The sequence below is a fragment of the Amycolatopsis camponoti genome (assembly GCF_902497555.1).
Lineage (GTDB): Bacteria > Actinomycetota > Actinomycetes > Mycobacteriales > Pseudonocardiaceae > Amycolatopsis > Amycolatopsis camponoti.
Map to the genome: position 1 here is coordinate 1376556 of NZ_CABVGP010000002.1, position 25436 is coordinate 1401991.

Sequence of the window (25436 nt, forward strand, 5' to 3'; positions counted from 1 at the left end):
GATGACCAATCCAACTCGTAGCGCCGGCAACTGCGACGTTCCGCTCTGCTCGGCCGAAGGAAATCGATCGTCATGAAACCTTGGCTGCAGGCGTTGTTCCAGGCCGCAGCGGCTCGTGGTGCTACAGGCGTCATCGTGCTGGTGCTGATCGTCGCCCTGACCTGCGTACTGTCTGGCACCCCTCCGGCGACCATCTACGCCATTGCCGTCCTGCTGATGGCGGCCACACTCTTGATCGTCGCCGTGCTCGGTGCTTTTCAGTACTCTCGTGCAACCGATCCTGAGGACAAACTCGGCTCTCGGCAGGACGAGGAACCGCCGGCGGAATGAACAGGTCCCGCTTTGGTGATCGCCCTGTGCGGTTGCTGTGCGCCGCACCCGGCGCCCACCTGGTGGACGCCGGGCGCGGGGTCAGCTGTGCGCCCGGAGCGGGACGACCTCGCCCGGCGACGCCGCGCGTCCCGGCTCACGCCGGATCGCCGTCGTGCAGATCGTCAGCGTGATCAGGGCCGCGTACTTCGGGTGGCGGTCGACGTAGACCTCCGTCGTGAAGCACGCCGCCGCCAGTGCCGCGCGGCCCGCGTGGATCTGCTCGAACCCGATGCCCGCCGGGCAGAACAGCCAGACCATGACGTCGCCGTCGACCGGGCGGGTCCAGAGGATCGCCGGCCGGCGGCCGTCCACCGTGCAGATGCGCGCGCCCGCGAAACCCGTGCGCAGGCGGTGCTGCACGACGATCGCGCGCAGCCGGCCGCGGACGTGGCGGCGGGCCGCGCGCCAGTAGAAGACCCAGTTGAACGCCACCACCAGGGCGACCAGGGACCAGATCAGCCCCAGCGCGAGGACGGCGTTGACCACGGCGTAGGGCAGGAGCGTCACGGCGAGGATCTCGTAACGCCAGTGGTAGAGCCGCAGGACCGGGTTGGGCCGCTTGACGTGGGTCAGCTGCCGGGCCAGTTCGGTGGCGTGGTGGTCGCGGTTCATGGCCGTGCTCCTTTCCCTCCCTCGGCGGCCGCGACCGCGGGCGCCGAGCGGACGACTCCGGTGCCGGCGCAGGCCGGGCAGGCCGCGCCGTCGGTGCGGGTGAGCCCGTGGCCGCCGCAGGAACCGCAGGCGTGCACGGTGTCCCACCGGGGGTCGCGGTAGACGCGGGTGCCTCGGGCCCCGCGCCGGACTTCCCAGCCGCGCTCGGTGGCGCGGGCGTCTTCTTCGGCGGCGAACAGCCACTCGCCGAGGCGGAGCACCAGCCGGTCGAACCAACCGGGCCCGCGGGACGTAGGTAGGTTGTGGTCTTTCATCGTGACACCCCCGGCGACTCCGCACGGACTCGAACGGGCAGCCCGGCAAGGGCGCCCACGGGCGGCTCGGGGAGGCCGCCGGGCACTTTGCGTAGTGCCCCAGCTGCGCGTGGTCGCGGCCATTGCGACGAACAGGGGGGCCGCGAGCAGGGGTTTCAACCCGTTCGGGCGAGTCGACCCCAGTCCGCACCAACAAAGAGTCGCCGGTGGGATAGAGTGCGCTCTGTGTCCACATTCTGTCACCTCCCTACCCTCGCCTACTGGTGTAGGTAAGCCTGATGTCGCAGGCTTACCTACATTCTACGTCGGCCGGGGCCCGGTCGATAGGTACTGATGTGGTAACGGCCGAGGGCGTGGGCGCCGAACTGCGCCGGCTGCGCAAGGCCGCCGGGCAGACGCAGGCGGACGTGGCCCGGATCGTCGGCGTGAGCCGCGCGAACCTGACCCAGTGGGAGACCGGGCGCTACCTGCCGTCGGCGGAGAACGCCCGGTTGCTCGACGATCACTTCCGGGCGGCTAATGCCCTGGTTGAGATGGCCGAAGCGGCCCGCTCGCCCGGGCCGGTGACCGCCGGGGTCCTGACCACCGGAGGCTCCCTGCTGGAGGTCTTCCGCCGGGCCGGGGCCAGCCTGGCCGAGGAGCTGATCCGCGACGGCGACGGCCGCCCGGTCGGCTGGCGCCACAACCTCCAGAAGCGGGGCGCGCACACGACGCTCGCCACCGCCTACGGGATCTCGGCCATGAGCGTGGTAGGCGAGCCCTACATCGACCTACATGCGCTCGTCGACGACCTCTACGCGAAGCGTTCCGAGTTCGGCTGGCAGGGCCGGTCGGGCGGCCGCCGCCCCGAGGTCACCGCGGCCGTCGTGGGCGCGCTGTTCCAAGCCAGCACCATCCTCCCGGCCGAGGAGGGACTGGCCCACCTCGAGCACTCGCTCGACGATCGCAGCCGGACGCGGCCGTTCCTCCTCTCGGCCGCGCTGCGCACTTCGGTCCGGCTCGCGCCCGACGCCCCCCTGACCCGGCGCCTGACGGACGACCTCCTCGCGGCCCGGCTCGACTTCGACGGCGTCCCGCTCTGGGGTGAGAAGAAGGAAGAGGGGCTGGTCGCGCCGGAGCCGTCCACGGCGCACACGGCGCGGGCGGTGGTGTCCCTGCGCGAACTGCTGCGCTCCGGGCACGGCAGCGCCGAAGTCTCCGACGCCGTCGAGGTCGGCACCCGCTGGCTCGTCGAACGGATCCACCCGGACGACGGCGTTTCGGAAGATCTCGCCCTTCCCCAGCCCGGTGGGCTCCCGGACGTGCGGATCACGATCAAGCACTTCACTTCCGCCTGGGTCCTCCAGGCGCTGGCCGAGGCGCCACAAGTGCCGGTGGCCAGGTTGAGCCGCGCGCTCAATTCCCTGTGGGAACGCTACGAACCCGGGCGCGGCCTGTGGGCTTGGGGCAGCGGCGATCTTCCCATCTGGATGACCCTGGACGCCGTGACGGCCTTGCGCGCGATCGCGCTGGCCTTCCCGGCGCCGCAGTTCCTGCCCCCAGCAGCCGCAGAATAGAGAAGCCCGCACGATGAGCACGACACCTCCGGTGGTCAACGGCGATCACCCGTTCCCGCGGCAGCTCGCGGAAGCGTTGCGCGGCAACGGTTCCCGGCCCGGCCTGGACCAGCTCCGGGCAACGGCGGAGTACATCCGCGCCCACCGCGGCGCGTTCGCCGACTGGCTGCGCGACCTGGCGGCCGACGCCCCGGCCGTCGCCGAGATCGCGAAACGCTCGTACTGGCACCCCAACGGCTTCGCGAAGATCGTCCTCCACACGGGTGTCGAACCCGAGTTCCGCGTCCGCCTCCACGTCTGGCCGGAAAGCGAGACCGTCTCCCGCGGCGAGTCCAACCCGCACAGCCACCGCTGGGAGTTCGCCTCCCACGTGCTCGCCGGCACGGGCATGCACATGGTCGAGTTCACCGAGACCGCCGAGCGGGGCAAGCCGTTCCGGCGGTTCCGCTACGGCGCCGACCCCGCGAACCCGGCCGCACTGGTGTCCGACGGCGAGGTACGGCTCAAACGCCGTGCGGTGCCCCACGTCCAGGGCGGCGACGTCTACACGTGCGACACCGCGGTCGTCCACACGGTGCGGCCGATCGACGCCGGGCTGACCGCGACGGTCGTCGTCCAAGGTCCCCGCCGGACGCCCACCACGGTCGTCTACTGCGAGCCGGGGGAGAGCGACGACCAGCCGAACTTCGACCTCACCGAAGAAGACTTCGAGGAACTCGTGATCGCGGTACTGGCGAACCTGGACAGCGGGGTCGCAGCATGATGCTCGTGAAGCGGGACCGCAACGGCGTGCTGACCGACCGGGGCATCCGGCGGGCCCACGCGACCGGCGAGCTGCGGGTGGACCCGTTCGACGCCGCGCTCGTGCGGCCGGCCGCGCTGAGCCTGCGGCTCGGCCACGAGGCGTTCAGCCTCGTGACCCGCGGGCCGGTCGACGTCGCGGACCGGTCGACCCACCCCGAGCTGGTCCCGAAGGCGCTGGACGCGAGCGGGCGGCTGGCCATCGACCCCGGCGAGGTCGTGCTCGCGCCGACGCTCGAGAAGATCGGCCTGTCCGAAAACCTCGCCGGGCTCGTCGACGGCACCAGCGACTACGCGCGGCTCGGGATCGGCGTGGTCCTGTGCGGGCAGGTCAGCCCGGGCTTCGGCCGGGACGGCGGCGCCGTGCTCACCCTGGAGATCGTCAACCACCTCCGGCACCCGGTGCTGGTGTATCCCGGCGCCCGGATCTGCAACTTGATGTTGTTCGCTTCGTCCGGGAGCGAGCGGCCCTACGGCACCATGCCGCACAACTACTCGAGCGACCACGTGGTCGTCGCGTCCCGATTGGCGGATCATGTCCGGCACTGAACTTTGCCTCGGCGACCTGGGCGAGCGGGGCATCCAGGAAAAGGTCCTGCGGCCGCGGTACGGAAGCACCGAAGGCTTCGGCGACGACAGCGCGTTCCTGGCCAAGGTGGACCGGCCGAGCGAGCTCGTCGCGACGACGGACAGCTGCCCGACCCCCGTCGTCGACCTGCTGCGCGAACCCGACCTGTACCACGCGGGCTGGCTGCTCGCGACGATCAACCTGTCCGACCTGGCCGCCGCCGGGGCCGAGCCGCTGGGTCTCGTCGTCAACTACACGCTGCCCAAGACGACGACGGTCGTGGCGTTCGAGCGGCTGCTCGACGGTGTCGACGACTGTTGCCGCGCGCACGGGACGAAGGTCGCCGGCGGCGACCTCCGCGACGGCTCCCCGCAGCTCACCGCGACGGCCATCGGGCGCTGTGCTCCGGGTAGCAGGCTGCGGCGTTCCGGTGCGAAGGCCGGCGACCACTTGATGCTGGTCGGTTCCCCCGGCTACCTCTGGGCCGCGGCGCTGCTCGAGACCGGGCGGGCGACGCTCCCGAAGCCGGCTCGCGACGAGATATGGGACCGTGCCCGCCGCCCGATGGCTCAGCTGAAGGCGGGTCGGACGCTGGCCGAAGCCGGGCACGTGCGGACGGCGATGGACGTCTCCGACGGCCTGTTCGCCACGGTCCGCACGCTCTGCGAGGCGAACGGCCTCGGCGCGGTGGTCACCGGTGAGTTCGCTCTCGACGAGCCCGTGGCCGCGGTCGCCGCCCAGTGCGGAGTGCGGGCGTTCGACCTCGCCGAAACCTGGGGTGACTGGGGTCTGGTCGTGGTGGCCGAGGACGCCGGTCAGGTCCGGAAGACGCTGGCCGAAGAAGACATCCCGGTGCAGGAGATCGGGTCGTTCACCGCGGACACCGCGATCACGAAGGGAACCGCTCCCTGGCAGGGGATCGCCCAGGAGCGGTTCTCGACGAGCTCGTGGCACGGCGGTGAACTGTCCACTTTGGTCACCGAGGTGCTGGGCGTCTAGCTGTGCGCCCGCAGGGGAACCACGTTGCTGGGCAGGACCGCCCGCTCACGCGGGGCCTCGGTCGGGCTGATCGTCAGCGTCACGAGGCTCGCGTACCTCGGGTGGCGGTCGACGTACACCTCCGGGACCGCGCACGCCGCCGCGAGGACCATCCGGTTGCGGTGCAGGTGTTCGAACGCTTCGCGGCCGAACAGCGACACCACGACGTCGCCGCCGCGGGGGCGGGACCACAGGATCGCCGGGAGGCGGCCGCCGGGCAGGCGCAGCAACGGGAACGCCGCGCGCAGGCGGTGCTGCAGCCGGACCGCCTGGATCCGGGTCCGCACCTGGCGGCGGCGCAGCAGCGCCCACCCGAGCGCGGTGACGAAGACGGCCGACGCCCACAGCGGGCCGGCCCACATCGCGAACGTCACCAGGGCGTACGGGAGCAGCGTCATCGCCAGGATCTCCCACCGCCAGTGGTAGAGCCGGGCGGCGAACGACGCTTGCCTGCTGGTCATTTCGGTGTTCCTTCCGGTCAGCCGGCGGCGCAGCAGGCCGCCGAGGTGGCGCGAGAGACGTCCGGCGGCGATGCCGAGCACGAGCGCGGCGACGATCACCGGCCCCGACGTCATGTCGGGATCCTGGTCTTGGGGGTGGGCTCGGGCCGGGTGTCGCGGTCCCGGCCGAGCTTGTAGGTCCAGCGCCACCCCGCCCAGATCGCGACGACGGATCCCAGCAGGACCAGCACGAAGGCCTGGCCCACGAGCCCGTCGAGCGGCGCGAGCCGCAGCAGCACCAGCAGTGCCCAGATCTGTGTGGCGGTGAACGGGATGACGAGCCCGGCCGCGTAGACGCCCCGGCGCCAGCGGCTCTGGCCCGGTGCGGTGGTGTAGGGGTCCATGAGTGCCCTCCTCTGCCCGTGGATCCAGGAAACCTCCGGCTCGCCGCACCTTCTGTGTCAGCTGACACAGAAGGCGGGATTCAGCTCGCCAGTCGTCGAAGTTCAGCCAGGCGGTGGATCGTCACCTGTCTTCTGCCGGTGCTGATGACGCCTTGCCGCCTCAGGTCGCGCGTCGCGCGCGCCCAGGATTCGCGGGAGATCGCCGCGGTCATCGCCAGTTCGGCCTGGGTGGCGGGGACGGCGATCCGGATGTCCGTCCCGTGGGCGATACCGTGCTGGACGGCCAGTTGCATCAGCTGCGCGGCCACCCGCCGCGCGGCGGCGCCGCCCCCGACCTCAAGCCACTGCCGGCCGACCGACCGCAGCCGCGTCGACAGCACGAGCAGCAACGCCCACGAGATCCGCGACCGCGTCCGGCACAGAGCGGCGAAGCGGTCGCCCGCCACTTCCAGGACCTCGACGTCGTCGAGGGCTTCGACGGTCGCCGAGCGCGGCTGGGCGTCGATGGCGGCCAGTTCGCCGACGACGTCACCCTGGCCGCGCACCCCGACGACGACCTCGCGCCCGTCCGGCGTCCCGTGCACGATCCGCACGTGCCCGGCGATCACGACCAGCACGACGCTGGAGCGGTCGCCTTCCCGGCAGAGGGTCCCGCCGCGCGGATAGCTGCGCCGCGTGCCGGAGCCCGCCAGGACCTTGCGATCGGCCGGGGCCAGGTCGGCCCAGAATCCGGTCTGTTCCACGTCCCCCACCTCGCTTCCGGTCCTTACGCGGTCAGCCCCTCTTGCGGTGCGCCGGCTTCGGGCGTGTAAAGCCAGCCGCGGAGCCGTTCTTCGCCGAGCTTGATGTGGACGGCCTTGGTGAAGGCGGCGTGGTCGATGCCCGGGTAGCCGTGCCGCACGACGGCGCGGTGGATCTCTTGCGAGACGGCCAACGCGAGCGGCCCGGCGGTTTCCTTCAGCTGCCGCTTCAGCTCGGGGGCATCCACGAGACGGCAGGCGATGTCGACGTCCTCGCCGTACGGCCCACGGCTGTCCCGGTGCACTTCACCGGCGTGCACGGCGACGCGCAGCCGGAAGGCGAGGTCGGGGGCGTTGCGGGCGTGCTTGTCCAGCAGGTCGGTGAGAGCCGGGACGAAGGTGGCGAGCAGCAGCGTCTTGGGCACCTGGTCGAAGGGCCGCACGAGACACAGCGCGCCATCTCCGCGGTCTACGAAGGGTTCGCGGTGCTTCCGGCCGATCCCACCGGCGGTGAAGGCTTCGTCGAGCAGCTGGAAGAGGACATTCCGGAGCAGGGCTCGCACCGAGTTGGTGTGCTTGGTCGACCCCTCGATGTCGACCGCCACGATGGCCCGGTGCCGGGGTATGTCTGCTGGAGTACTCATGGCCCGCTCCTGCCTTCAGGTATGAACTGAAGTTCAGTCAAGTTCACTGTAACGGGTGGAGTACCCTGGAACAACGGGCTTGAATCGGCGTTACCCGTTTGGTGCGAGGGAGTTTGGGTAGACGTAACGTTTCAGCCCCGGCTTCGGCAGGTCGCCGACCGTGCCTTTAGATCTCAGGAGTACTATCAGGCCACTTTCCGCACTACTGAAATTTACTGAAGGGTGGCGAAGACTGTGTCCCCAGTCGCGCCGCGACATGCGCTCGCGAGCCGCCTGAAGGCGCTGCGGGAGGAGTTGTGGCCCGAAGCCGGGCTCACCCAGGCCCAGCTGGCCGAGGCGTTGGGCGGTGTGAGCGTCTCGCTCATCTCGTCGTGGGAGAACCCCGACAAGCCGGTCCGCCCGCCGGTCAAGCGGCTCGAGGCTTACGCGACGCTCTTCGCGACGCCCCGCTCTCTTGACGACGGCACTCTCCGGGCTCTCCCACTCGAGGAACTGACGGACGAAGAGCACCTCCGGCGCAAGGGACTCCTGGAGGAGCTGCTGCGGCTCCGCGAAGGCAAAGAGGTCGCCAGGTCGGCCGTGGCCGACGTATGGACCTTCCCCGAAGGGGAGGACGTCACCATCGTGTGCGCCGAACTGCCTCGTGAGCTGCGTGATCACCTGAGTTACGCGGACCCGGACAGTGCCGACTTCGTGACTCTCTACACTTACGCCGACCCGGACGCGTTGATCGAGCTCTACGGACACATCCGGGCACGCAACCCCGAAAACGACGTCAGCTTCCACACGACCGAGGAGCTGACACCCGACGACTACACGACCCACCTCGTACTCCTGGGTGGCGTCGACTGGAACACCGTCACCGCCGCCGTGATCGAGCGGGTGGAGCTGCCGGTGGAACAGGTAGTTCGCGCCGACGACGCGCCGACCAGCGAACCTGGCGGCTTCCGAGTGCAGCGTGACAGCGGGACCGAGCTCTTCCCGCCCCTCCTGGACAGTGAAGGTCACCTGTTGGAAGACGTGGCACATTTCTACCGGGGTGTAAGTCCTTTCAACCGAAAGCGCTCCGTGACCGTATGCAATGGTATGTACGGTCGTGGCACCCTCGGCGCGGTCCGCGCCCTCACCGACCGCCGGTTCCGTGATCGCAACAGCGAGTACCTGCGAAAGCGGTTCGCCGGCGTGGAGTCCTACAGCATCATCAGCCGGGTTCCGGTGCTGGCCGGCGTCGGCCTGACCCCGGACTGGACCCTGCCGGAGAACCGCTTGCACGAGTGGCCCGAGGCCCCGTGAACGCACGGCAGCACACATCGCACCAGGGCCTGCTGGCCCACTTCGAAGCTCGTCACGCGAGCGGGACGCTGGACGCGATCATCGTGCCCAACGGCCGGCCGCCCCGGTATCTGGCGCAGGCGATAGCCGCGGCCAGGGAGCACGACGCCTTGCTGGTCGTGCTGTGCAGCATGCTGGCCGATGTGGAGGGTGCCGTCGCCGCGGCGACCGCTGCCGGAGCGAGGATGGTCGCGATCGACATCGTCCAGGCGCCTGCCGGTCTCCTGCCCGAGCTGGCCACCGACAAGCTGATCCGCTCCAGTAGGTACAACCGCAATACCGACACCGGCCTCAAGCGGAATCTCGGTCTGCTGATCGCCGAACTCGCGGGCTGGGAACGGATCTTCTTCCTGGACGACGACATCGTGCTGCCCGACCCGGCGGATCTCGCCGCGGCGGCCGGTCTGCTCGATACGTTCCCGGTCGTCGGGCTGGCGAACGAGGGCATGCCCGACAATTCCGTCGTGTGCCACGCACTGCGTGACGTGGGCGTCGAACAAGACACGTTCATCGGCGGTGGTGCGCTCGCGGTCGGCAAGGCCGCGTTCGAGTCCTTCTTCCCGGACATCTACAACGAAGACTGGTTCTTCGTGATGGAGTGGGTACGGCTGCGCCGTGCCGCGGTCACCGGGAGAGCGCGGCAACGACGCTACGACCCTTACCAGAGCGTGTTGCGTGCCCGCGGCGAGGAACTGGGAGACACGCTCGCCGAAGGGATCTTCGGTCTGCTGGACAGCGGGCGCCCGTTGTCGGACGCCAGCGACGGGTACTGGGACGAGTTCCTCCACGACCGGCGGCGAATCATCCGTGACGCGATCAAGCGGGTGCGTGACTCGCCGATCGAATCGACCCGGAAGATGCAGATGGTCGAAGCCCTCCACGCTGGTTTCCAACGCAGTCAGGCGATCCGGCCGGAGTTCTGCGAGCGCTATCTCCGCGCCTGGCAGGCGGACTGCGCGCGCTGGGGGGCCCACGTCGACGAGCTACGGCGCGGCCACCGCGGTTCGGGTGCCGAAAAGGCGCTCGTGACCCTGGGGATCAGCCACCTGGCGCGCTGGAGCCCGGAGGCTATCGGTGGGACGCCCCGATCCACGACGTCGTTCGCTGTGCCGGCGTGATCACGGCAAGGTCTTTGACCAGGACGTAGCAGCGTTCCGGGACTTCGAGGACCCCACCGTTCCGCAAGGTCACCTGCGCATAGCAAGTGACCGTGCCGTGCCCCCAGTCCTGGTAGCCGAGCTTGTCGTACAACTGCGCCGCGGCCGGGTTGTCCGTTCGGACCGCCAAGGCGACTCGGTCGTGGCCGTGCTCGACGAGATGGTCCTCCACCTCCTCGACCAGGGCCGTGCCGACGCCGAGCCTGCGCAGCTCGGGGTGAACCTGCAGGTGCATGAGGAGCGGGACGCCCGGGAGGTGCGTCTGGATCGGCGCCTCCTCGGCCTTCACCAGCCACAGGTACACCGACCCGGCCGGTCGAGGGCCGAGCCAGGCGAAAAAGAGCACGCCCCGCTCTTTCCGCAGGCGAAGCCAGCGATCATCGAAGAATCTGTCGTCGTCCAGGGCTGCGGCGAACAAATCCAGGTCTGCCGAGCGGGCCGGCCGCACGTAGGGCTCGGTCATCTGCAGAAACTCCGTCCGACGGGTACTTCCATAGTGCCGGAGGCGGCACGGAGTTGACCAGGTCATCCGGCCCTGACCCTGCTTTCGTCGGTGCTCGTCAGACGCCCGCAGTGAGGTCGTAGACCGTCACGCCGTCCACCGTCGTCGCCTGGTACGTCGATGCCACCCACTCCGCGATCTGCTGGGCCGCGTCCGAACCGGTGGAACCCTGCATCGTCATGCCGTCGCCGAGGAAGTAGTGGATCCGTCCGCTCGCCACGTACTGCCGGAACTGGTCGAGAGTCGGGTACGGGTCCGTCCCGTTGAAACCGCCGACCGCCATCACCGGCGCGCCACTGGCCAGCTGGTAGCCCGCGGCCGCGTTGGAGAGCACCGTGGCCGCCGTCCAGGTGTAGCGGGACGTGTCCTGCTTCAGCAACGCCGTGAGGGAAGCGCCGGGCATCGTCGTCGACAGGAGCGAACCCGGGCCGCCGCCACGGCCACCGCCGAAGCCGCCGCCGAAGCCGAAGCCCGATGACGGACCCGCCGAGGGGATCGCCCCGTCGTGGGTCGTCGCCGCGGTCGCCAGCGTGTAAGCCCCGGTGCCGGACAGCAGCACCACCAACCCCAACGCCGCGACCGACGCAGCCGCCCATCGCGTCAAATGCGAGGCGAAGAACAAGCCCACGGCCGCCAGCAATCCGCCGACCAGCACGGAAGGCGCGAGCCACGGTTGCCACGTCGAGTCCGACAGGAGCAAGTAGGCAGTGAGAGAAGTCAAAGCCACTCCGCCGCTCAAGACGCCCGCCGCCGCGGGGTTCGACCGGAGCCGCCACAGCTGGACCGCCGCCGTGCCGGCCAGCGCCGCGATCGCCGGCGCCAAAGCCACCGTGTAGTACGGGTGGATGATGCCGCCCATGTAGCTGAACACCAGCCCCGTCACCAGCAGCCAGCCGCCCCACAGCAGCAGGGCCGCGCGCGATCGGTCCGTACGCGCGGAACGACGCGTGAACCACAGGCCGGCACCCAGCGCGAGCAGCGCCGCCGGGATCAGCCACGCGATCCCGCCCGCCATCTCGCTGCCGAACAGGCGGGTCAGGCCGGTCGAGCCCCAGCCGCGGCCGCCACCGCCGCCGACGCTGCCCACCTCGTCGCCGGTGATGCGGCCGAAGCCGTTGTAGCCGAACACCAGCTCCCACAGCGAGTTCGTCTGCGACCCGCCGATGAACGGCCGGTCGGCCGCCGGCCACAGCGCGACGACCACGAGGTACCAGCCCGCCGCGACCAGCGTCGCCGCCAGCGCACCCAGCAGGTGCAGCAGCCGCTTGCCGAGCGAAACCGGCGCCGCGACGAGGTAGGCGAGAGCGAACGCGGGCAGCACCAGGAACGCCTGCAGCATCTTCGCCAGGAAACCGAACCCGACCGCGACGCCGGCCAGCGCCAGCCAGCGAGGGCTCGCCTTTTCGAGGGCCCGGACCACGCAGTAGGCACCCGCGACGAGCAGCAGCACGAGCAGTGCGTCCGGGTTGTTGAACCGGAACATCAGCGCCGCCGCGGGCGTCAGCGCGAGCACCAGGCCCGCGACGAGCCCGGCCGCCGGACCGGACGTTCGCTTGACCGTCGCGTGCAGCAGCCACACCGAGCCGACACCCATCAGCGCCTGCGGCACCAGGATGCTCCACGCGTTGACGCCGAACACCCGCGCCGACAGGCTCATCACCCAGAGCGCGGCCGGGGTCTTGTCCACCGTGATCGCGTTCGCGGCGTCGCTGGAACCGAAGAACAGCGCCTTCCAGCTCTGCGAACCGGCTTGCGCGGCGGCGGAGTAGAAAGCGTTGGCCCAGCCGGAAGCGCCGAGGCCCCACAGGTAGAGGACGGCGGTCCCGAGAAGCAGCACGCCGAGCGCGGGCCGGTGCCAAGTCCGGCGGGCGGGCTTCGAAGGAGGTGTCACGACGGTTTCGCGCGACGCGAGTGCGGTCATGAGATCAGCTTCCGGTCTCCAGCTGGGGCAACGTTGTGCCGACGCTGTGCACCCGCTGTGCGGGTACGGCCACGGGCAGGCGCACCGCGAACTCCGTCCGGCCGGGGCGGCTGTGCACCTCGATCGTGCCGTGGTGGGCGACGACGACGGCGCACGCGATCGCCAGCCCCAGCCCGGTGCTGCCGGCCGTGCGGGAGCGCGACGAATCACCGCGGGCGAACCGCTCGAAGACGTCCGGAAGCAGGTCCGGCGCGATGCCGGGCCCGTTGTCGGTCACCGTGACCACGGCGCTGCCGTCGGCCGAGCGGGCGAGCGACGTCGTCACCGCGGTGCCCGGCGGGGTGTGCGTGCGGGCGTTGGCCAGCAGGTTCGCCAGCACCTGGTGCAGCCGCTGGACGTCGCCGAACACGAGCACCGGGTCGGGGGGAAGCTCCAGGAGCCAGCGGTGCTCGCGCCCGGCGACCCTGGCGTCGCCGACGGCGTCGGCGACCAGCCGGGTCAGGTCGATGTCGCGCACGTCCAGCGGCCGGCCCGCGTCGAGCCGCGCCAGCAGCAGGAGGTCCTCGACGAGCGTGCTCATCCGGACGGCTTCGGCCTGGATCCGGGTCATCGAGTGCGCGACGTCGGGCGGCACCAGCGCGCTGCCGCGGGCGGCCAGCTCGGCGTACCCGCGGATGGCGGCCAGCGGCGTCCGCAGCTCGTGGCTGGCGTCCGCGACGAACTGGCGGGTGCGCAGTTCGCTGTCGTGGCGGGCTTCCAGGGCCTGCGCGACGTGCCCGAGCATCAGGTTCAGCGCCGAGCCCACCTGGCCCACCTCGGTCCGCGGGTCGGTGTCGGACTCGGGCACGCGGATCGACAGCGCCACCTTGCCCTGGTCGAGCGGTAGCTCGGTGACACGCCCGGCGGTGGCCGCGACGCGGTCGAGCGGCCGCAGCGTCCGGCGGACGGCGAACGCGCCGAGGAAGGCCGCGCCGAGCACCCCCGCGGCGGCGACGCCGAACAGGATCAGCCCGACGGTGAGCAGCGTGTCGGTGACCGGCTTCATCGGCAGGCCGGTGACCACGACGGCGGACGTCCCGGTGACCGGCAGCGCCATCAGCCGGTACTCGCCGAGGTCGTCGAAGGACAGGGTGTGCGGCTTGCCGTCGGTGGGCACCGAGAGCATGAGGGCCTGCTGGGCCGCGGTGAGGTTCAGCCGCGAGCCGTGCTCGGTGATGCTGTCGTCGTGGACGAGCTGCTGCCCGTCGAAGGTGCCGCTCACCGTGCCGACGTTCTGCCCGAGCGGGTGCTCGCCCGCCTGGCCGTCCGGCTGCGGACCCGGGTCCCCGGGGTGGGCGTTGCTCGCGAAGACGAGCGAGCGCGTCGCCGCGGCGGACAGCTGCTGGTCGATCTGGCGGGTGAGGAACAGGTCGAGCGCGAGCTCGCTGACCACCCCGACGATCAGGCACACCACGGTGAGCAGCACGACCATCGAGCCGGTCAGCTTCGCGCGCAGCGAAAGGCGCCCCCGGCGGGGGTGCGGTGCAACGGTTCGCGCGGCCATGGGTAAAGCGTCCGTCCGCGCCGTGTGTGCGGGTTGTGTGCTGCCTGTGAGGCGGCTGTGCGGTGACCGGCCGGTCGCGGATGTCCGAGTTCTCCGGTCACAGGAACGGCTGACGGCAACCACAGTGCGCACACAGCGAGCGGCTCCACCGTGGATCTCACCCAAAGGATCTCGTTGAGGAGCACCACGATGACCACACCGCAGGCACCGTCCACTCCGGACCAGACGTGGGGCTCGGCGCCGAGCACGCCCCCGAAGCCGGGCTGGTCGCCCGGCAAGAAGATCGCCGCGGGCGCCGTCGCGGCCGTGATCGTGGCCGGCGGGGGAGCGGCGGTCTGGGCCGCTTCGTCGTCTTCGGCGGCGACCGACACCGCGACCGGGCCGGGCGGGACGCAGGGCGGGCCGGGCGGCATGCGGGGCGGCGCCGGCGGCCTGGCTTCGGCGTTGCACGGCGAATACGTGGCCTCGGACGGAAACGGCGGCTACGTCACGAAGCTCACCCAGACCGGCGAGGTGACGGCGCTGAGCGCGACGTCGCTGACCGCGAAGAGCGAGGACGGGTTCTCGAAGACGTACACGATCACGTCGGCGCAGGCGACGGGCCTGGCGACCGGCGACACGGTGACGGTGGTGGCGACGGAGTCGGGCGACACGGCGACGGCGACCTCGGTGTCCGACGGCGCGTCCGGCGGCCAAGGGCAGCTACCGGGCGGCGGCCAGGGAACCCCACCGTCGGGTGCGCCGACGCAGACCGGCTGACCCGGGGTTCGCCGGCGTCCCGGCCGGGGCGCCGGGAACCCGGGTTCAGCGGCGGTCGTAGTCGACCGCGACCTCCGGGGTCGTCGCGCGGGAGCGGCACGTCAGGATCCGGCCGGCCGCCACGTCGTCGACCGTCAGCGCGTACCGGACGTCCATGTCGACCTGGCCGTGCAGGAGCGTCGCCCGGCAGGTGCCGCACGCGCCGCCCGTGCACGAGTACGGCACTTCGAGCCCCGCTCGCAGCGCCACGTCCAGCACCGTCTCCCCGGCGTCCGCCGCCAGGGACGTCGTCGCACCGCCCAGCGTCACCGCCACCCCGGCCGGCGTGCCCGCCGGGTCGCGCAGGGGTGCCGCGCCGCGGAAGAGCTCGAAGTGGACGCTCTCGTCCGGGACGTCCGCGTCGGCCAGCGTCCGGCGGACCAGGTCCATCAGGCCGCGCGGTCCGCACAGGAACCATTCGTCGACCTTGGCCGGGTGGAGGCGGTTCTGCAGCAGCGCGCGCAGCCGCGTCCCGTCGAGGCGCCCGCGCTGGTACCGCTCGTGCGAAATCGCGAGGGCCTCGCCGACCGTGTCGAACTGCCGGGGGCGGTGCGCGTGGAGGTCCGGGTCGCGCTCGTCGGTCCGGTAGTGGACGACGTGCAGCCGTCCGCCGAACCCGTCGGCGAGCGCGCTCAGCTCACGCGCGAAGAGCGTCGTCGCGCCCGAAGTGTTGACGTACAAGAGCGTCGCGCGGCTGTGCGGCTCGGCGGACAGCGCACTGACCAGTATGGACAGCACCGGCGTGATGCCACTGCCCGCGGCCAGCGCGACGTAGTGCGCGGTCCGCGAAGGATCCGGTGTGAGCGTGAACCCTCCCGTCGGCGGGAGGACGTCGAGGAAGTCGCCGACGGCCAGCGTCGTGGTCGCGAACCCGGAGAACGCGCCACCCGGACGGCGTTTCACCGCGATCCGCAGCTCGCCCGACGACGCCGGCGCGCAGATCGAGTACGTCCGGCGCACCGGCTGCCCGTCGAGCACCGCGCGGACCGCCACGTGCTGCCCGGGGACGAACCGGAACTCGGCCGCCAGCTGCGGCGGGACGTAGAAGGTGATCGCGACGGCGTCCGCGGTCAGCGGGCTGATCTCGCGCACCCGCAGCCGGTGGAACCGGCTCGGCCCGAGCGGGGGCGGCGCCGGCGCGGGGACCTCGACGTCGGGCTCGGCCTCCAGGCCCACCGCCACGCGGTACTCCTCCGCGGTCAGGTCCCGGCCCCAGGCGGTGCTGATCGGGACGTCGTGGGCCAGGTAGGCCTCGCGGTTCTCGAGCCACACCCGCCGGTACCGGTGGAACGGGACGGCCGGGTGCAGGTGGTGCACCAGGTGCAGGTTCTGCGCCAGCAGCACCGGGGTCAGCAGCCGCTCGAGGCCGATGCGCACGCGGGTGGTGCCGAACCGGCCGCGCGTGCAGGCGGCGGGCAGGCCGTGGTGCGGCAGCCAGCCGAACGACCAGGCCAGCAGGCCGAGCCCCAGCCGCTGCGGCAGCAGGTAGACGAACAGCAGCTCGAGGCCGTGCCCGCCCGAGACCAGCGCCACCACGGCCGACAGGGCCGCCGCCAGCACCACCAGCGCTTCGGCCAGCTCCTGCGGGGGCCGGCCCCGCAGCCGCGCGAAGTAGCAGCGCGCGTACGCCACGTCCAGGGTCAGCCAGCGCAGCGGCAGCTGCCAGCGCGGGCCCCGCGACGTCCAGGCGTCCGGGTCGTCGCGGACCGGGCCGTTGGTGTGGCGGTGGTGCTCACCGTGGACGAACCGCAGCGAGGGGAACGCCGAGTACGCCGCGACGAACGGGACGGCCAGCCGGCCGAGCACCTCGTTGACCCACGTGAGCTTCCCGGCCGAATGGTGCGCCGACTCGTGCACCACCGTGTACATCGCGAAGGTGACGACGGTGTTCAGCGCCACGGTCACGACCGGCGACACGAGCCCCGCGAGCAGCAGCCAGGTCGCGGTGCCCCACAGCGCGGCGGCCGCGGCGAACAGCAGCAGGGTGGGCACCGAGACGGCGGGCAGCGCGATCCGGGGCGAAGGCACCGTGCGGGCGCCGTCCAGCGCGGTCGCGGGCGCCACCACTGTGACGGAACCCTGCGGCTCGGTGACGGCGACGGACATCGAGCGGTCTCCTCGGTCGAGAAGCTCCTGGCCAGGCGGGAGTCACCGTAGACAACTCATCCGGTTTTGTAAACGTTGTAGCAGGCTTCGAAAAAAGGTGTCGGCCAGCGGAACGGAACCGGCGGGTACGCTCGCCGTGTGAAGGCCGTCACCCACCCGGTCCCGGCGCGGACCCGGGAGAAGCTGCTGGCCGCGGCGGCCGACGTCATCAGCACCGACGGCTGGGCCGCCGTGACGATGGGCAAGCTGGCCGCGCAGGTCGGCGTGAGCAGGCAGACCGTCTACAACGAACTGGGCTCCAAGGCCGAGCTTGCCAAGGCCCTGATGCTGAGCGAAACCGACCGCTTCGTCGAGCGGGTGAACGCGGACGTCGCCGCGCACCCGGGCCGTCCGGTCGACGGCGTCACCGCCGCGTTCAAGCACAGCCTCGAAGCCGCGCACGCCAACCCGCTGGTGGAGATCGCGCTCGGTGGGGCACAGAACGGCCGCGACGACTTCCTCCCGCTGCTGACCTCCCGGCCCGAGGCGGTGCTGGGCCGGGCCGTCGAAGCCGTCGCGGCGGTCTTCGCGCGCAGCTACCCCGAGGTCTCGCTGACGGCGTCGGAGTGGGCGGTGGCGGTCGAGGCGTTCATGCGCCTGCTGCTTTCCCACCTGGTGCAGCCCAGCGGCTCGGCCGAGCACGCGAGCGGCCAGATGCGCTGGGTGATCGGCCGGATGCTCGGGTCGTGACGCCGCAGGTGGCCCCCGCCCGGGCGGCGAGGGCCACTGGCCTAGACTCGGACGTCCCGGTCTGCAGGTGACCAGGGACCATTTCCGCTGGATTGTCCTACACAATCGTTACCGCTCGAGGAGAAGACCTTGAAGAGCACCGTCGAGCAGCTGAGCCCGACGCGAGTCAAGATCAATGTCGAGGTGCCGTTCGACGAGTTGAAGCCGAACTTCGACCGCGCCTACCGCAAGATCGCCCAGCAGGTGCGCATCCCGGGCTTCCGGCCCGGCAAGGCGCCCGCTCGCGTCCTGGAAAGCCGGATCGGGCGGGGCCCGGTGCTCGACGAGGTCGTCAACGAGGCCATCCCGGCCAAGTACATGGAGGCGGTCCGCGAGAACGAGGTCCGCACGCTCGGGAACCCGGAGTTCGACGTCACGAAGCTCGAGGACCGCGACGTCCTCGAGTTCACCGCCGAGGTGGACGTGCGACCGGCGATCGAGCTGCCCGACCTCGAAGGCTTCGCGGTCACCGTCGACGACGTCGAGCTGACCGACGCGGAGGTCGACGAGCAGCTCGACGAGCTGCGCGCCCGCTTCGGCACGCTGACCGGCGTCGAGCGCCCGGCCGAGACCGGCGACTTCGTCTCGATCGATCTGGCCGCGACCGTCGACGGCGAGGCCGTCGAGGAGGCCGCCACCTCGGGGCTGTCCTACGAGATCGGCTCCGGCCAGCTCGTGGACGGCATCGACGAGGCGATCGTCGGCGCGAACGCCGGCGAGACCAAGACGTTCACCACCCAGCTCGTCGCCGGCGACCACGCCGGCAAGGACGCCGAGGTGACCGTGACCGTCCAGTCGGTCAAGCAGCGCGAGCTGCCCGAGGCCGACGACGAGTTCGCCCAGATGGCGAGCGAGTTCGACACGATCGAGGAGCTCAAGGGCGACCTCCGCGAGCGCCTGGGCCGCGTCAAGAAGATGCAGCAGGGCGTCCAGGCCCGCGACAAGGTGCTCGACGAGCTCCTCGAGCGCACCGAGGTGCCGATCCCGGAGAAGGTCCTCGACTCCGAGATCGAGAACCGCAAGCACGACGCGATCCACCCGTTCGACCACGACGAGGCCCAGTTCGCGCAGGCCCTCGAGGCCGAAGGCCGCACGCTGGAGGAGTTCGACGCGGAGACCCGCGCCGAGTCGGAGAAGGCCGTCCGCACGCAGCTGCTGCTGGACACCATCGCCGACAAGGAAGAGGTCTCGGTCAACGACGGCGAGCTCACCGAGCGGATCATCTACCAGGCCCAGCGCTTCGGGATCAGCCCGGACGAGTACGTCCAGCGCGCCCAGCAGTCCGGCCAGCTGACCGCGATCTACGCCGACGTCCGCCGCGGCAAGGCGCTCGCCTCCGTGGTCCGGAAGGCGACCGTCACCGACGGCTCGGGTGCCGAGGTCGACCTCTCGGAGCTGTTCGGCGCCGAGGAGCCGGCCGGCGACGAGGCAACCCAGGAGACGCAGGCCACCGACGAGGCGGCGAAGACTCCGGCGGAGTGAAGCTGTGAGCGAACTTGGGCGGTGTCAGGCATTCTGCACCGCCCAAGTTCGTTAGGGTCGGTTGCAAGATCTCAAGCATCTGAAACGACAGCGGTGGTCGTCAGCACGGGACCACCGCCGGCGAAAAGGCAGGCAGACGTGACGCAGCACACGCCCGAGGCGCGGTCCGGCACCGCGGGGCTCACCCTCACCGACTCGGTGTTCGAGCGGTTGCTCCAGGAGCGCATCGTCGTCCTCGGTTCCGAGGTGAACGACGAGATCGCCAACCGGATCACCGCGCAGCTGTTGCTGCTCGACGCGGACGACGCCGAGTCCGACATCCGCTTCTACATCAACTCGCCGGGTGGCTCGGTCACCGCCGGGTTCGCCATCTACGACACCATGCAGCTGATCCGCCCGGACGTCGCGACGTACGCGATGGGCATGGCGGCCTCGATGGGCCAGTTCCTGCTGTCCTCGGGCGCGCCCGGCAAGCGCTACTCGCTGCCGCACGCGCGGATCCTGATGCACCAGCCGTCGGCCGGTGTCGGCGGCACCGCGTCGGACATCGCGATCCAGGCCGACCTGTTCAACAAGTGGAAGCAGGAGCTGGCCCGGATCACGGCGGACCAGACCGGGCAGACGGTCGAGCAGATCATCGCGGACGGCGACCGCGACCGCTGGTTCACCGCGCAGGAGGCGAAGGACTACGGGTTCGTGGACCACGTCCTCACCGCCGACATCGCCCGTCCGGGCACGAACTGAGCGCGAAGCACACAGGAGACTCGATCATGAGCAACTTCAGGCTCCCGGGTGACTTCCGGGCTCCGAACACACCCCAGTCGCGGTACATCCTCCCGTCGTACGTCGAGCGCACCAGCTACGGCGTCAAGGAGTCGAACCCGTACAACAAGCTGTACGAAGAGCGCGTCATCTTCCTCGGCGTGCAGGTGGACGACGCGTCGGCCAACGACGTGATGGCCCAGCTGCTGCACCTCGAGCACGAGGACCCGGACCGCGACATCCTGCTGTACATCAACTCGCCGGGTGGCTCGTTCACCTCGCTGATGGCGATCTACGACACGATGCAGTTCGTCCGTCCGGACATCCAGACGTACTGCCTCGGCCAGGCCGCCTCCGCGGCCGCGGTCCTGCTGGCGGCCGGCACCCCGGGCAAGCGCTACGCGCTGCCCAACTCCCGGGTGCTGATCCACCAGCCGGCCACCGAGGGCACCTACGGCCAGGTCTCCGACCTGGAGATCCAGGCGAACGAGATCCAGCGGGTGCGGCGCCAGATGGAGGTCATCCTGGCCAAGCACACGAACAAGGACCCCGACCAGATCCGGACCGACATCGAGCGGGACAAGATCCTGACCGCCGACGAGGCCAAGGCGTACGGCATCATCGACGAGGTGCTCCCGTACCGGAAGGCCTCGGCTCTGTAGATCCGCCAGGCCGGTGTGTGTCGAGGAGACGACATACACCGGCACTCTGGTTTAGGGTCGTCCTCTGACGTGCTCCCGGCGCCTGTGGGTGTTCCCGCCCACGGCATCGGACGGGTACCGTCAGTGGCAATGCGTGAGGCTCCACTCGGTCGTTCGCGACCGGGGGTCGCACCGTCGCAACACACGTCAGGCGCGGCAACCCGCGCCGGAGGGGACGAGGTCAACGGCCATGGCACGGATCGGTGACGGCGGAGACCTGCTGAAGTGTTCTTTCTGCGGGAAGAGCCAGAAGCAGGTGAAGAAGCTCATTGCCGGCCCCGGGGTCTACATCTGCGATGAGTGCATCGACCTCTGCAATGAGATCATCGAGGAGGAGCTGGCCGAGGCCGGCGACGTCAAGCTCGACGAGCTGCCCAAGCCCGCCGACATCCACGAGTTCCTCGAGCAGTACATCATCGGGCAGAACGATGCCAAGCGGACCCTCGCGGTAGCGGTTTACAACCACTACAAGCGGATCCAGGCGGACGACAAGGCCGGGCCGAAGGACTCCAAGGAGGAGTCGGTCGAGCTCGCCAAGTCGAACATCCTGATGCTCGGCCCCACCGGGTGCGGCAAGACCTACCTCGCGCAGACCCTGGCGAAGCTGCTCAACGTGCCGTTCGCGATCGCGGACGCCACGGCGCTCACCGAGGCCGGGTACGTCGGCGAGGACGTCGAGAACATCCTGCTCAAGCTCATCCAGGCGGCGGACTACGACGTCAAGCGGGCCGAGACCGGGATCATCTACATCGACGAGGTCGACAAGATCGCCCGGAAGAGCGAGAACCCGTCGATCACGCGGGATGTCTCGGGCGAGGGTGTCCAGCAGGCGCTGCTGAAGATCCTCGAGGGCACGACCGCCTCGGTGCCGCCGCAGGGCGGCCGCAAGCACCCGCACCAGGAGTTCATCCAGATCGACACGACGAACGTGCTGTTCATCGTGGCCGGCGCGTTCGCCGGGCTGGAGAAGATCATCAACGAGCGGGTCGGCAAGCGTGGCCTCGGCTTCGGCGCGGAGATCCGCACGAAGTCCGAGATCGAGGAGAGCGACGTCTTCTCGGACACCATGCCGGAGGACCTGATCAAGTTCGGGCTGATCCCGGAGTTCATCGGCCGGCTCCCGGTCGTGGCGACGGTCAACCACCTGGACAAGGAATCGCTGGTCAGCATCCTCACCCAGCCGCGCAACGCCCTGGTGAAGCAGTACAAGAAGCTCTTCGAGATGGACAACGTCGAGCTCGAGTTCACCAAGACCGCGCTCGAAGCGATCGCCGACCAGGCGGTCCTGCGCGGGACCGGTGCCCGCGGGCTCCGCGCCATCATGGAAGAGGTGCTGCAGCCGGTCATGTACGACATCCCGAGCCGCGACGACGTGGCGAAGGTCGTGATCACCGAGCAGACCGTCCGGGAGAACGTGAACCCGACGATCGTCGCCCGGCAGCCGACGCGGCGCACGCGCAGCGAGCGCGGCGAGAAGTCGGCCTGAGGCCGGGCGTCTCCGGGTCAACCCGGTCCGGAGACCCGACAGGAAAGCTGAATGACTGCTGACTCTATGCCGGTCACCGGCGGGGGCACCTCCCCCGCCGGTGGCGTGCAGGCGCCGCCGCCCCCCGAACCGGCGCCGGTGCCCGGCAGCCCGGTCCTCGGGTTCCGTGAGCTGAGCGAACGCGTCATCGCGTCCGTGTTCGACCGGTACCCGTGGCTGAACCGGGTGCTGATGGGCGTGCTGGCCGTGTGTGCCGGCACGTGCGTCGTGGCCGTGGTGGCCCGGCTGTCGCCGTTGCCGCTGATCCCGGTGCCGCTTTTCGTCCTCGCGGGTTACGCGCTCTGGCGGGCCCGTGGGGTCACCGAGCGGCGTCCGCTGGTCAACTGGGTGGTGTTGTTCGCCCTCGCGACCCTGGTCGGCTTCTGGCTGATCTCGGTCGTCGGCCGCTGGGTGGAGTGAACTTCCTCCGTCCGCAGGGTTTGCGCGAGGCCTTCTCCGGGTAGCAAGGTCCCGTGGTGAGTGCCGATAGACCGGTTCGGCACACGGCACTGTTCTACCGCGGTGACACTGAGTACTTGGACGGCGTCGTTCCGTTCCTGCTCGACGGGCTCGGCCGGAGCGAACCCGTGGCCGTCGCCGTCCCGGCACGTAATCTCCCTCTGATCGAGAACGCCCTGGAAGCCCGCGCCGGCGAAGTGCGGCTGGCCGACATGTGCCGTGTGGGCCGCAACCCGGGCGCGATCCTGCCGAACGTCCTGCTCGCCTTCGCCGGTGAGCACGCGGGCCCGGTGCGGATCGTGTCGGAGCCGATGTGGGGTGGCCGCACCGGCGAGGAGTACCCGGCGTGCGTCCTGCACGAGGCGCTCATCAACCACGCTCTCGCGGGGCGTGACCTGGCGGTTCTCTGTCCGTACGACACCGCGTCGCTGCCGCCGGAGGTGCTGGCCGACGCCGAGCGCACCCACCCGGAGGTGTGGGGGCCGGCGGGGCCGTGCGTCAGCTCCCGCTTCGACCCGGACGGTGCCCGCGCGGACTTCACGCGGCCGCTGGACCAGCCCGCGGCCGCGGTCGAGCGGAAGTTCGACATCGGGCAGCTGAGCTCGCTGCGCGGGTTCGCGGAGATCTGGGCCGCGCGCCACGGCCTGCGCCGCCCGAGACGGGACGACTTCACCCTGGCGATCGCGGAGCTGACGACGAACAGCGTCCTCTACGGCGGCGGCTCGGGCGTGCTCCGGCTGTGGGCGCAGGAGCGTCAGGTGGTCGGCGAGGTCACCGACACGGGCACGATCACCGAGCCCCTGGCCGGGCGGATCCCGCCGGCGGCGGCCTCGCTGGGCGGCCGCGGACTGCTGCTGGTCAACCGGCTGGCGGACCTGGTCCGGACGTACTGGGTCCCGGGCCGCACGACGACCCGCGTCCACTTCACCTGCTGACCACGTACCCCAACGGCCGACACGCGTACCTGGCCGGACGACTCGCGTACCTGGGCGGACGACTCGCGTACCTGGCCGGACGACACGGCGCGCGGGCCGGGGCCGGTCGTGTCGTCCATCGGGGTACGCGTGTCGTCCGGCTGAGTACGCGTGTCGGCCGTTGGGGTACGCGTGTCGTCCGGTCCGGTCAGTCCTTGCGGGGGACGTGCTTGCCGAGGAAGCTGATCACGCTCGGCACCACCGTGCGGTTGAACGGGTCGCCGTGCTTGCCGTGGGCCGTGTGGGCGACCGCCGGGTGGGCGGCCTCGATGTAGCGGCGGGCGCCCGTGATGAACGAGTCCTCCGTGCCGCACCAGATGCCGTTGGCCACGCTCTTCGTCTCGTCGATGTGCCGCAGCGGGTCCAGCGCCGTCCAGTCGTTCAGGCCGGTGAAGATGTGCCGCTTGGCCATCTCCTGCCAGGACAGGATCAGTGCCGGGGCCAGCGTCGCGACCGCGGCCGGTGGCTGGCGCCGCTCGACCCGGCGGCGCGTGTACACCAGCGCGCCGAACCCGCCCATCGAGACGCCGGTGCAGGCGAACGGCTGCCCGGTGTCGCCGGCGAAGCCGCGGGCCCGCAGCCACTGCGGGACCTCCTCCAGCAGCATCGCCATCGGGTCGTCGCCCGGGTGCACCTCGTGCCAGTAGTTGTCGCCGCCGTCGACCGCGACGAAGCCGAACGCCGGGACCGCCTTGCGCGCGACGTCGCTGGAGAGCTGCTTGAGCGTGCCGGTCGGGGCCGCGCTGCGGGCGTTGCCGTGCAGGCCGTGCAGCATGAGCGACATCGGCAGCCCCTTCGGCGGGGTCTTCGACGGCAAGATGAACACCAGGTCGACCATCCGGCCGCGGGCCTGGGAGTAGACGCGCTCGACGCGGGTGCTGCCCAGCTGGGTCGTCGGGTTCGACGACGTCACGCCCAGCGTGCGCTGCAGGGCCTGGCTGAACGGCAGCTTGCCGGTCGCGGTGCCGAGGGCGAGCCCGCCCACGGCCAGCCCGGACGCCCCCGCGATCAGCACCGAGCGGCGGCTGAGCCACCGCCGCGCGTCCCGGACGGCCGCCTCACCGGCCGACTGCGGGGTCTCCGAGGCTTCGGCCTCGCCGTGATCCCCGTTTTCCTCGTTCACCTGTCTCCGTCCCCCGCCTGCTGCACCTAGGACGCCGCGCACCCGCTCCGCGTTCCCCTCGCGTCCCTGTCGCCGGGTTAGTCGTTCCCACCCTGCCCGGCGTTTCCGGTTCTCGCTCGCCAGGCCGCCTTCGCTGCCTCGGTCGAGTGTTCCGCCCTCTCCACAGTGTCCCCGAGGCCCACCGCCAGGGTGATCCCCAGGGGTATCAAAATGTGGTCGATGCCCTGCTCACCGGGGCCGAAGTGCCCGGAAGCCTCGAGCGTGACGAACCCGTGGAGCGCGCTCCACAGCTGCGCGGCCGCCTGGTACTTGTCGGCGGGCCGGAACCGGCCGGCCTCGATGGCCCGCTCGGTCGCCCGGACGATGTGCTCGAACGCCTCCAGGCCCTCCTGGGCGGCCTCGCGGCCCTCCTCGGTGGTCAGGTCGGACAGCGTCGCCCGCTTGCCGCCGGGCGCGGACTGGCCGAACGTCACCGCGAACAGCTGGGGCTGCTCGGCGACCGCCTGCCGGTAGGTCCGGGCGAGGCTGAAGATGTCCGCCACCGGGTCGTCGGTCTCGCCGACCCCGGCCAGCCACGCGCTGAGCCTCCGGAACCCGGTGCGCGCCACCTCGTCGACCAGCGCGGTCATGCCCCCGAAGTGCGTGTACACGGCCATCGTGGAGACGCCGACCTCCGCGGCCAGCTTGCGGGCCTGCAGGGCTTCGGGACCGCCCTCGTCGAGCAGCCGGATGGCCGCCTCGACGAGCCGCTCCTTGACGTCGTTCGCACGCGGTTTCGGGCTCATGGTTGCCAG

General features: G+C 70.8%; 27 protein-coding genes. 15 read left to right on the forward strand and 12 right to left on the reverse strand.

Going from position 1 to position 25436, the window contains the following annotated elements; genetic code table 11:
- Window positions 1-72: 72 nt before the first annotated feature.
- Window positions 73-330, forward strand: coding sequence for a hypothetical protein (locus AA23TX_RS27005; RefSeq protein ID WP_155545618.1), 258 nt, complete (start codon window positions 73-75; stop codon window positions 328-330).
- Between the two features lie 81 nt (window positions 331-411).
- Here AA23TX_RS27005 and AA23TX_RS27010 read toward each other — a convergent pair whose 3' ends face one another.
- Complete coding sequence (locus AA23TX_RS27010; RefSeq protein WP_155545619.1) at window positions 412-984, reverse strand: hypothetical protein; 573 nt, start codon at window positions 982-984, stop codon at window positions 412-414.
- Complete coding sequence (locus tag AA23TX_RS27015) at window positions 981-1298, reverse strand: hypothetical protein (RefSeq protein ID WP_155545620.1); 318 nt, start codon at window positions 1296-1298, stop codon at window positions 981-983. The genes AA23TX_RS27010 and AA23TX_RS27015 overlap by 4 nt, the downstream gene beginning before the upstream one ends.
- A gap of 278 nt (window positions 1299-1576) precedes the next feature.
- Here AA23TX_RS27015 and AA23TX_RS27020 point away from each other — a divergent pair, with 278 nt between their 5' ends.
- From AA23TX_RS27020 to AA23TX_RS27035, 4 genes are read left to right on the forward strand one after another with little or no spacing between them, the layout of a single operon-like run.
- A complete protein-coding gene (locus tag AA23TX_RS27020; RefSeq protein ID WP_155545621.1) occupies window positions 1577-2854 on the forward strand; it encodes a helix-turn-helix transcriptional regulator in 1278 nt (425 codons plus the stop codon).
- 13 nt (window positions 2855-2867) lie between these two features.
- Window positions 2868-3617, forward strand: a complete 750-nt coding sequence (locus tag AA23TX_RS27025; protein WP_155545622.1) for a hypothetical protein — start codon at window positions 2868-2870, stop codon at window positions 3615-3617.
- Complete coding sequence (dcd, locus tag AA23TX_RS27030; protein ID WP_155545623.1) at window positions 3614-4204, forward strand: dCTP deaminase; 591 nt, start codon at window positions 3614-3616, stop codon at window positions 4202-4204. The genes AA23TX_RS27025 and dcd overlap by 4 nt, the downstream gene beginning before the upstream one ends.
- A complete protein-coding gene (locus tag AA23TX_RS27035) occupies window positions 4191-5222 on the forward strand; it encodes a thiamine-phosphate kinase (RefSeq protein ID WP_155545624.1) in 1032 nt (343 codons plus the stop codon). The genes dcd and AA23TX_RS27035 overlap by 14 nt, the downstream gene beginning before the upstream one ends.
- Here the strand turns inward: AA23TX_RS27035 and AA23TX_RS27040 are convergent.
- From AA23TX_RS27040 to AA23TX_RS27055, 4 genes are all read right to left on the reverse strand, one after another.
- On the reverse strand, window positions 5219-5836 hold the full coding sequence (locus tag AA23TX_RS27040) for a hypothetical protein (RefSeq protein WP_196425548.1): 618 nt from the start codon (window positions 5834-5836) through the stop codon (window positions 5219-5221). The genes AA23TX_RS27035 and AA23TX_RS27040 overlap by 4 nt on opposite strands.
- Window positions 5833-6105 (reverse strand): hypothetical protein, encoded by a 273-nt coding sequence (locus AA23TX_RS27045; protein WP_155545625.1) that lies wholly within the window; start codon window positions 6103-6105, stop codon window positions 5833-5835. Before AA23TX_RS27045 ends, AA23TX_RS27040 begins: the two co-directional genes overlap by 4 nt.
- Window positions 6106-6185: 80 nt before the next feature.
- Window positions 6186-6848: a Crp/Fnr family transcriptional regulator gene (locus AA23TX_RS27050; RefSeq protein WP_230862725.1), complete on the reverse strand. Its 663-nt coding sequence runs from the start codon at window positions 6846-6848 to the stop codon at window positions 6186-6188.
- Window positions 6849-6871: 23 nt separating this feature from the next.
- Window positions 6872-7489, reverse strand: a complete 618-nt coding sequence (locus AA23TX_RS27055; protein WP_155545627.1) for a nucleotidyl cyclase domain-containing protein — start codon at window positions 7487-7489, stop codon at window positions 6872-6874.
- 234 nt (window positions 7490-7723) lie between these two features.
- On the opposite strand from AA23TX_RS27055, the gene AA23TX_RS27060 reads away from it, so the two are divergent.
- Together AA23TX_RS27060 and AA23TX_RS27065 are read left to right on the forward strand one after the other, a co-directional pair.
- Window positions 7724-8782 carry a helix-turn-helix domain-containing protein gene (locus AA23TX_RS27060; RefSeq protein WP_155545628.1) on the forward strand — a complete coding sequence of 353 codons (1059 nt, stop codon included), beginning with the start codon at window positions 7724-7726 and terminating at the stop codon, window positions 8780-8782.
- Window positions 8779-9939, forward strand: a complete 1161-nt coding sequence (locus AA23TX_RS27065) for a hypothetical protein (protein ID WP_155545629.1) — start codon at window positions 8779-8781, stop codon at window positions 9937-9939. Before AA23TX_RS27060 ends, AA23TX_RS27065 begins: the two co-directional genes overlap by 4 nt.
- On the opposite strand, the gene AA23TX_RS27070 is transcribed toward AA23TX_RS27065, so the two are convergent.
- From AA23TX_RS27070 to AA23TX_RS27080, 3 genes are all read right to left on the reverse strand, one after another.
- Window positions 9890-10441, reverse strand: a complete 552-nt coding sequence (locus AA23TX_RS27070) for a GNAT family N-acetyltransferase (RefSeq protein ID WP_155545630.1) — start codon at window positions 10439-10441, stop codon at window positions 9890-9892. The two genes, AA23TX_RS27065 and AA23TX_RS27070, sit on opposite strands and share 50 nt — an antisense overlap.
- A 97-nt stretch (window positions 10442-10538) precedes the next feature.
- Entirely contained in the window at window positions 10539-12401 is a 1863-nt protein-coding gene (locus tag AA23TX_RS27075) for an ArnT family glycosyltransferase (protein WP_155545631.1), read from the reverse strand.
- Between the two features lie 4 nt (window positions 12402-12405).
- Window positions 12406-13944, reverse strand: coding sequence for a sensor histidine kinase (locus AA23TX_RS27080; protein WP_155545632.1), 1539 nt, complete (start codon window positions 13942-13944; stop codon window positions 12406-12408).
- Between the two features lie 189 nt (window positions 13945-14133).
- Between AA23TX_RS27080 and AA23TX_RS27085 the strand changes: the two genes are divergently transcribed.
- Complete coding sequence (locus tag AA23TX_RS27085) at window positions 14134-14703, forward strand: hypothetical protein (protein ID WP_155545633.1); 570 nt, start codon at window positions 14134-14136, stop codon at window positions 14701-14703.
- Between the two features lie 45 nt (window positions 14704-14748).
- Here AA23TX_RS27085 and AA23TX_RS27090 read toward each other — a convergent pair whose 3' ends face one another.
- On the reverse strand, window positions 14749-16848 hold the full coding sequence (locus AA23TX_RS27090) for a fatty acid desaturase (protein ID WP_155545634.1): 2100 nt from the start codon (window positions 16846-16848) through the stop codon (window positions 14749-14751).
- Between the two features lie 138 nt (window positions 16849-16986).
- On the opposite strand from AA23TX_RS27090, the gene AA23TX_RS27095 reads away from it, so the two are divergent.
- From AA23TX_RS27095 to AA23TX_RS27125, 7 genes are all read left to right on the forward strand, one after another.
- Window positions 16987-17577 (forward strand): TetR/AcrR family transcriptional regulator, encoded by a 591-nt coding sequence (locus AA23TX_RS27095; RefSeq protein ID WP_155545635.1) that lies wholly within the window; start codon window positions 16987-16989, stop codon window positions 17575-17577.
- 129 nt (window positions 17578-17706) lie between these two features.
- Window positions 17707-19098, forward strand: coding sequence for a trigger factor (tig, locus tag AA23TX_RS27100; protein ID WP_155545636.1), 1392 nt, complete (start codon window positions 17707-17709; stop codon window positions 19096-19098).
- Window positions 19099-19236: 138 nt separating this feature from the next.
- The gene (locus AA23TX_RS27105) at window positions 19237-19842 is read left to right on the forward strand and encodes a ClpP family protease (protein WP_155545637.1); all 606 of its coding nucleotides are present in this window, start codon (window positions 19237-19239) and stop codon (window positions 19840-19842) included.
- A 26-nt stretch (window positions 19843-19868) separates the two neighbouring features.
- A complete protein-coding gene (locus tag AA23TX_RS27110; RefSeq protein WP_155545638.1) occupies window positions 19869-20522 on the forward strand; it encodes an ATP-dependent Clp protease proteolytic subunit in 654 nt (217 codons plus the stop codon).
- Between the two features lie 229 nt (window positions 20523-20751).
- Window positions 20752-22047 (forward strand): ATP-dependent Clp protease ATP-binding subunit ClpX, encoded by a 1296-nt coding sequence (gene clpX, locus AA23TX_RS27115; RefSeq protein ID WP_155545639.1) that lies wholly within the window; start codon window positions 20752-20754, stop codon window positions 22045-22047.
- Window positions 22048-22098: 51 nt separating this feature from the next.
- Entirely contained in the window at window positions 22099-22506 is a 408-nt protein-coding gene (locus tag AA23TX_RS27120) for a hypothetical protein (protein WP_155545640.1), read from the forward strand.
- A 53-nt stretch (window positions 22507-22559) separates the two neighbouring features.
- Window positions 22560-23480, forward strand: a complete 921-nt coding sequence (locus tag AA23TX_RS27125; protein WP_155545641.1) for an anti-sigma factor RsbA family regulatory protein — start codon at window positions 22560-22562, stop codon at window positions 23478-23480.
- Window positions 23481-23667: 187 nt separating this feature from the next.
- Here AA23TX_RS27125 and AA23TX_RS27130 read toward each other — a convergent pair whose 3' ends face one another.
- Window positions 23668-24534: an alpha/beta hydrolase gene (locus AA23TX_RS27130; RefSeq protein ID WP_155547332.1), complete on the reverse strand. Its 867-nt coding sequence runs from the start codon at window positions 24532-24534 to the stop codon at window positions 23668-23670.
- 185 nt (window positions 24535-24719) lie between these two features.
- The gene (locus tag AA23TX_RS27135) at window positions 24720-25427 is read right to left on the reverse strand and encodes a TetR/AcrR family transcriptional regulator (RefSeq protein WP_155545642.1); all 708 of its coding nucleotides are present in this window, start codon (window positions 25425-25427) and stop codon (window positions 24720-24722) included.
- Window positions 25428-25436: the final 9 nt, after the last annotated feature.

Bases quoted from the DNA above. Each gene is read 5' to 3' on its own strand.
- AA23TX_RS27075 (WP_155545631.1), bottom strand. From the start codon at position 12,401: ATGACCGCACTCGCGTCGCGCGAAACCGTCGTGACACCTCCTTCGAAG.
- AA23TX_RS27110 (WP_155545638.1), top strand. From the start codon at position 19,869: ATGAGCAACTTCAGGCTCCCGGGTGACTTCCGGGCTCCGAACACACCC.
- AA23TX_RS27135 (WP_155545642.1), bottom strand. From the start codon at position 25,427: ATGAGCCCGAAACCGCGTGCGAACGACGTCAAGGAGCGGCTCGTCGAG.
- AA23TX_RS27055 (WP_155545627.1), bottom strand. From the start codon at position 7,489: ATGAGTACTCCAGCAGACATACCCCGGCACCGGGCCATCGTGGCGGTC.
- AA23TX_RS27085 (WP_155545633.1), top strand. From the start codon at position 14,134: ATGACCACACCGCAGGCACCGTCCACTCCGGACCAGACGTGGGGCTCG.
- AA23TX_RS27120 (WP_155545640.1), top strand. From the start codon at position 22,099: ATGACTGCTGACTCTATGCCGGTCACCGGCGGGGGCACCTCCCCCGCC.
- AA23TX_RS27025 (WP_155545622.1), top strand. From the start codon at position 2,868: ATGAGCACGACACCTCCGGTGGTCAACGGCGATCACCCGTTCCCGCGG.
- AA23TX_RS27045 (WP_155545625.1), bottom strand. From the start codon at position 6,105: ATGGACCCCTACACCACCGCACCGGGCCAGAGCCGCTGGCGCCGGGGC.
- AA23TX_RS27005 (WP_155545618.1), top strand. From the start codon at position 73: ATGAAACCTTGGCTGCAGGCGTTGTTCCAGGCCGCAGCGGCTCGTGGT.
- clpX (WP_155545639.1), top strand. From the start codon at position 20,752: ATGGCACGGATCGGTGACGGCGGAGACCTGCTGAAGTGTTCTTTCTGC.
- AA23TX_RS27020 (WP_155545621.1), top strand. From the start codon at position 1,577: ATGTCGCAGGCTTACCTACATTCTACGTCGGCCGGGGCCCGGTCGATA.
- AA23TX_RS27035 (WP_155545624.1), top strand. From the start codon at position 4,191: ATGTCCGGCACTGAACTTTGCCTCGGCGACCTGGGCGAGCGGGGCATC.
- AA23TX_RS27010 (WP_155545619.1), bottom strand. From the start codon at position 984: ATGAACCGCGACCACCACGCCACCGAACTGGCCCGGCAGCTGACCCAC.
- AA23TX_RS27040 (WP_196425548.1), bottom strand. From the start codon at position 5,836: ATGACGTCGGGGCCGGTGATCGTCGCCGCGCTCGTGCTCGGCATCGCC.
- dcd (WP_155545623.1), top strand. From the start codon at position 3,614: ATGATGCTCGTGAAGCGGGACCGCAACGGCGTGCTGACCGACCGGGGC.
- AA23TX_RS27090 (WP_155545634.1), bottom strand. From the start codon at position 16,848: ATGTCCGTCGCCGTCACCGAGCCGCAGGGTTCCGTCACAGTGGTGGCG.
- AA23TX_RS27080 (WP_155545632.1), bottom strand. From the start codon at position 13,944: ATGGCCGCGCGAACCGTTGCACCGCACCCCCGCCGGGGGCGCCTTTCG.
- AA23TX_RS27015 (WP_155545620.1), bottom strand. From the start codon at position 1,298: ATGAAAGACCACAACCTACCTACGTCCCGCGGGCCCGGTTGGTTCGAC.
- AA23TX_RS27070 (WP_155545630.1), bottom strand. From the start codon at position 10,441: ATGACCGAGCCCTACGTGCGGCCGGCCCGCTCGGCAGACCTGGATTTG.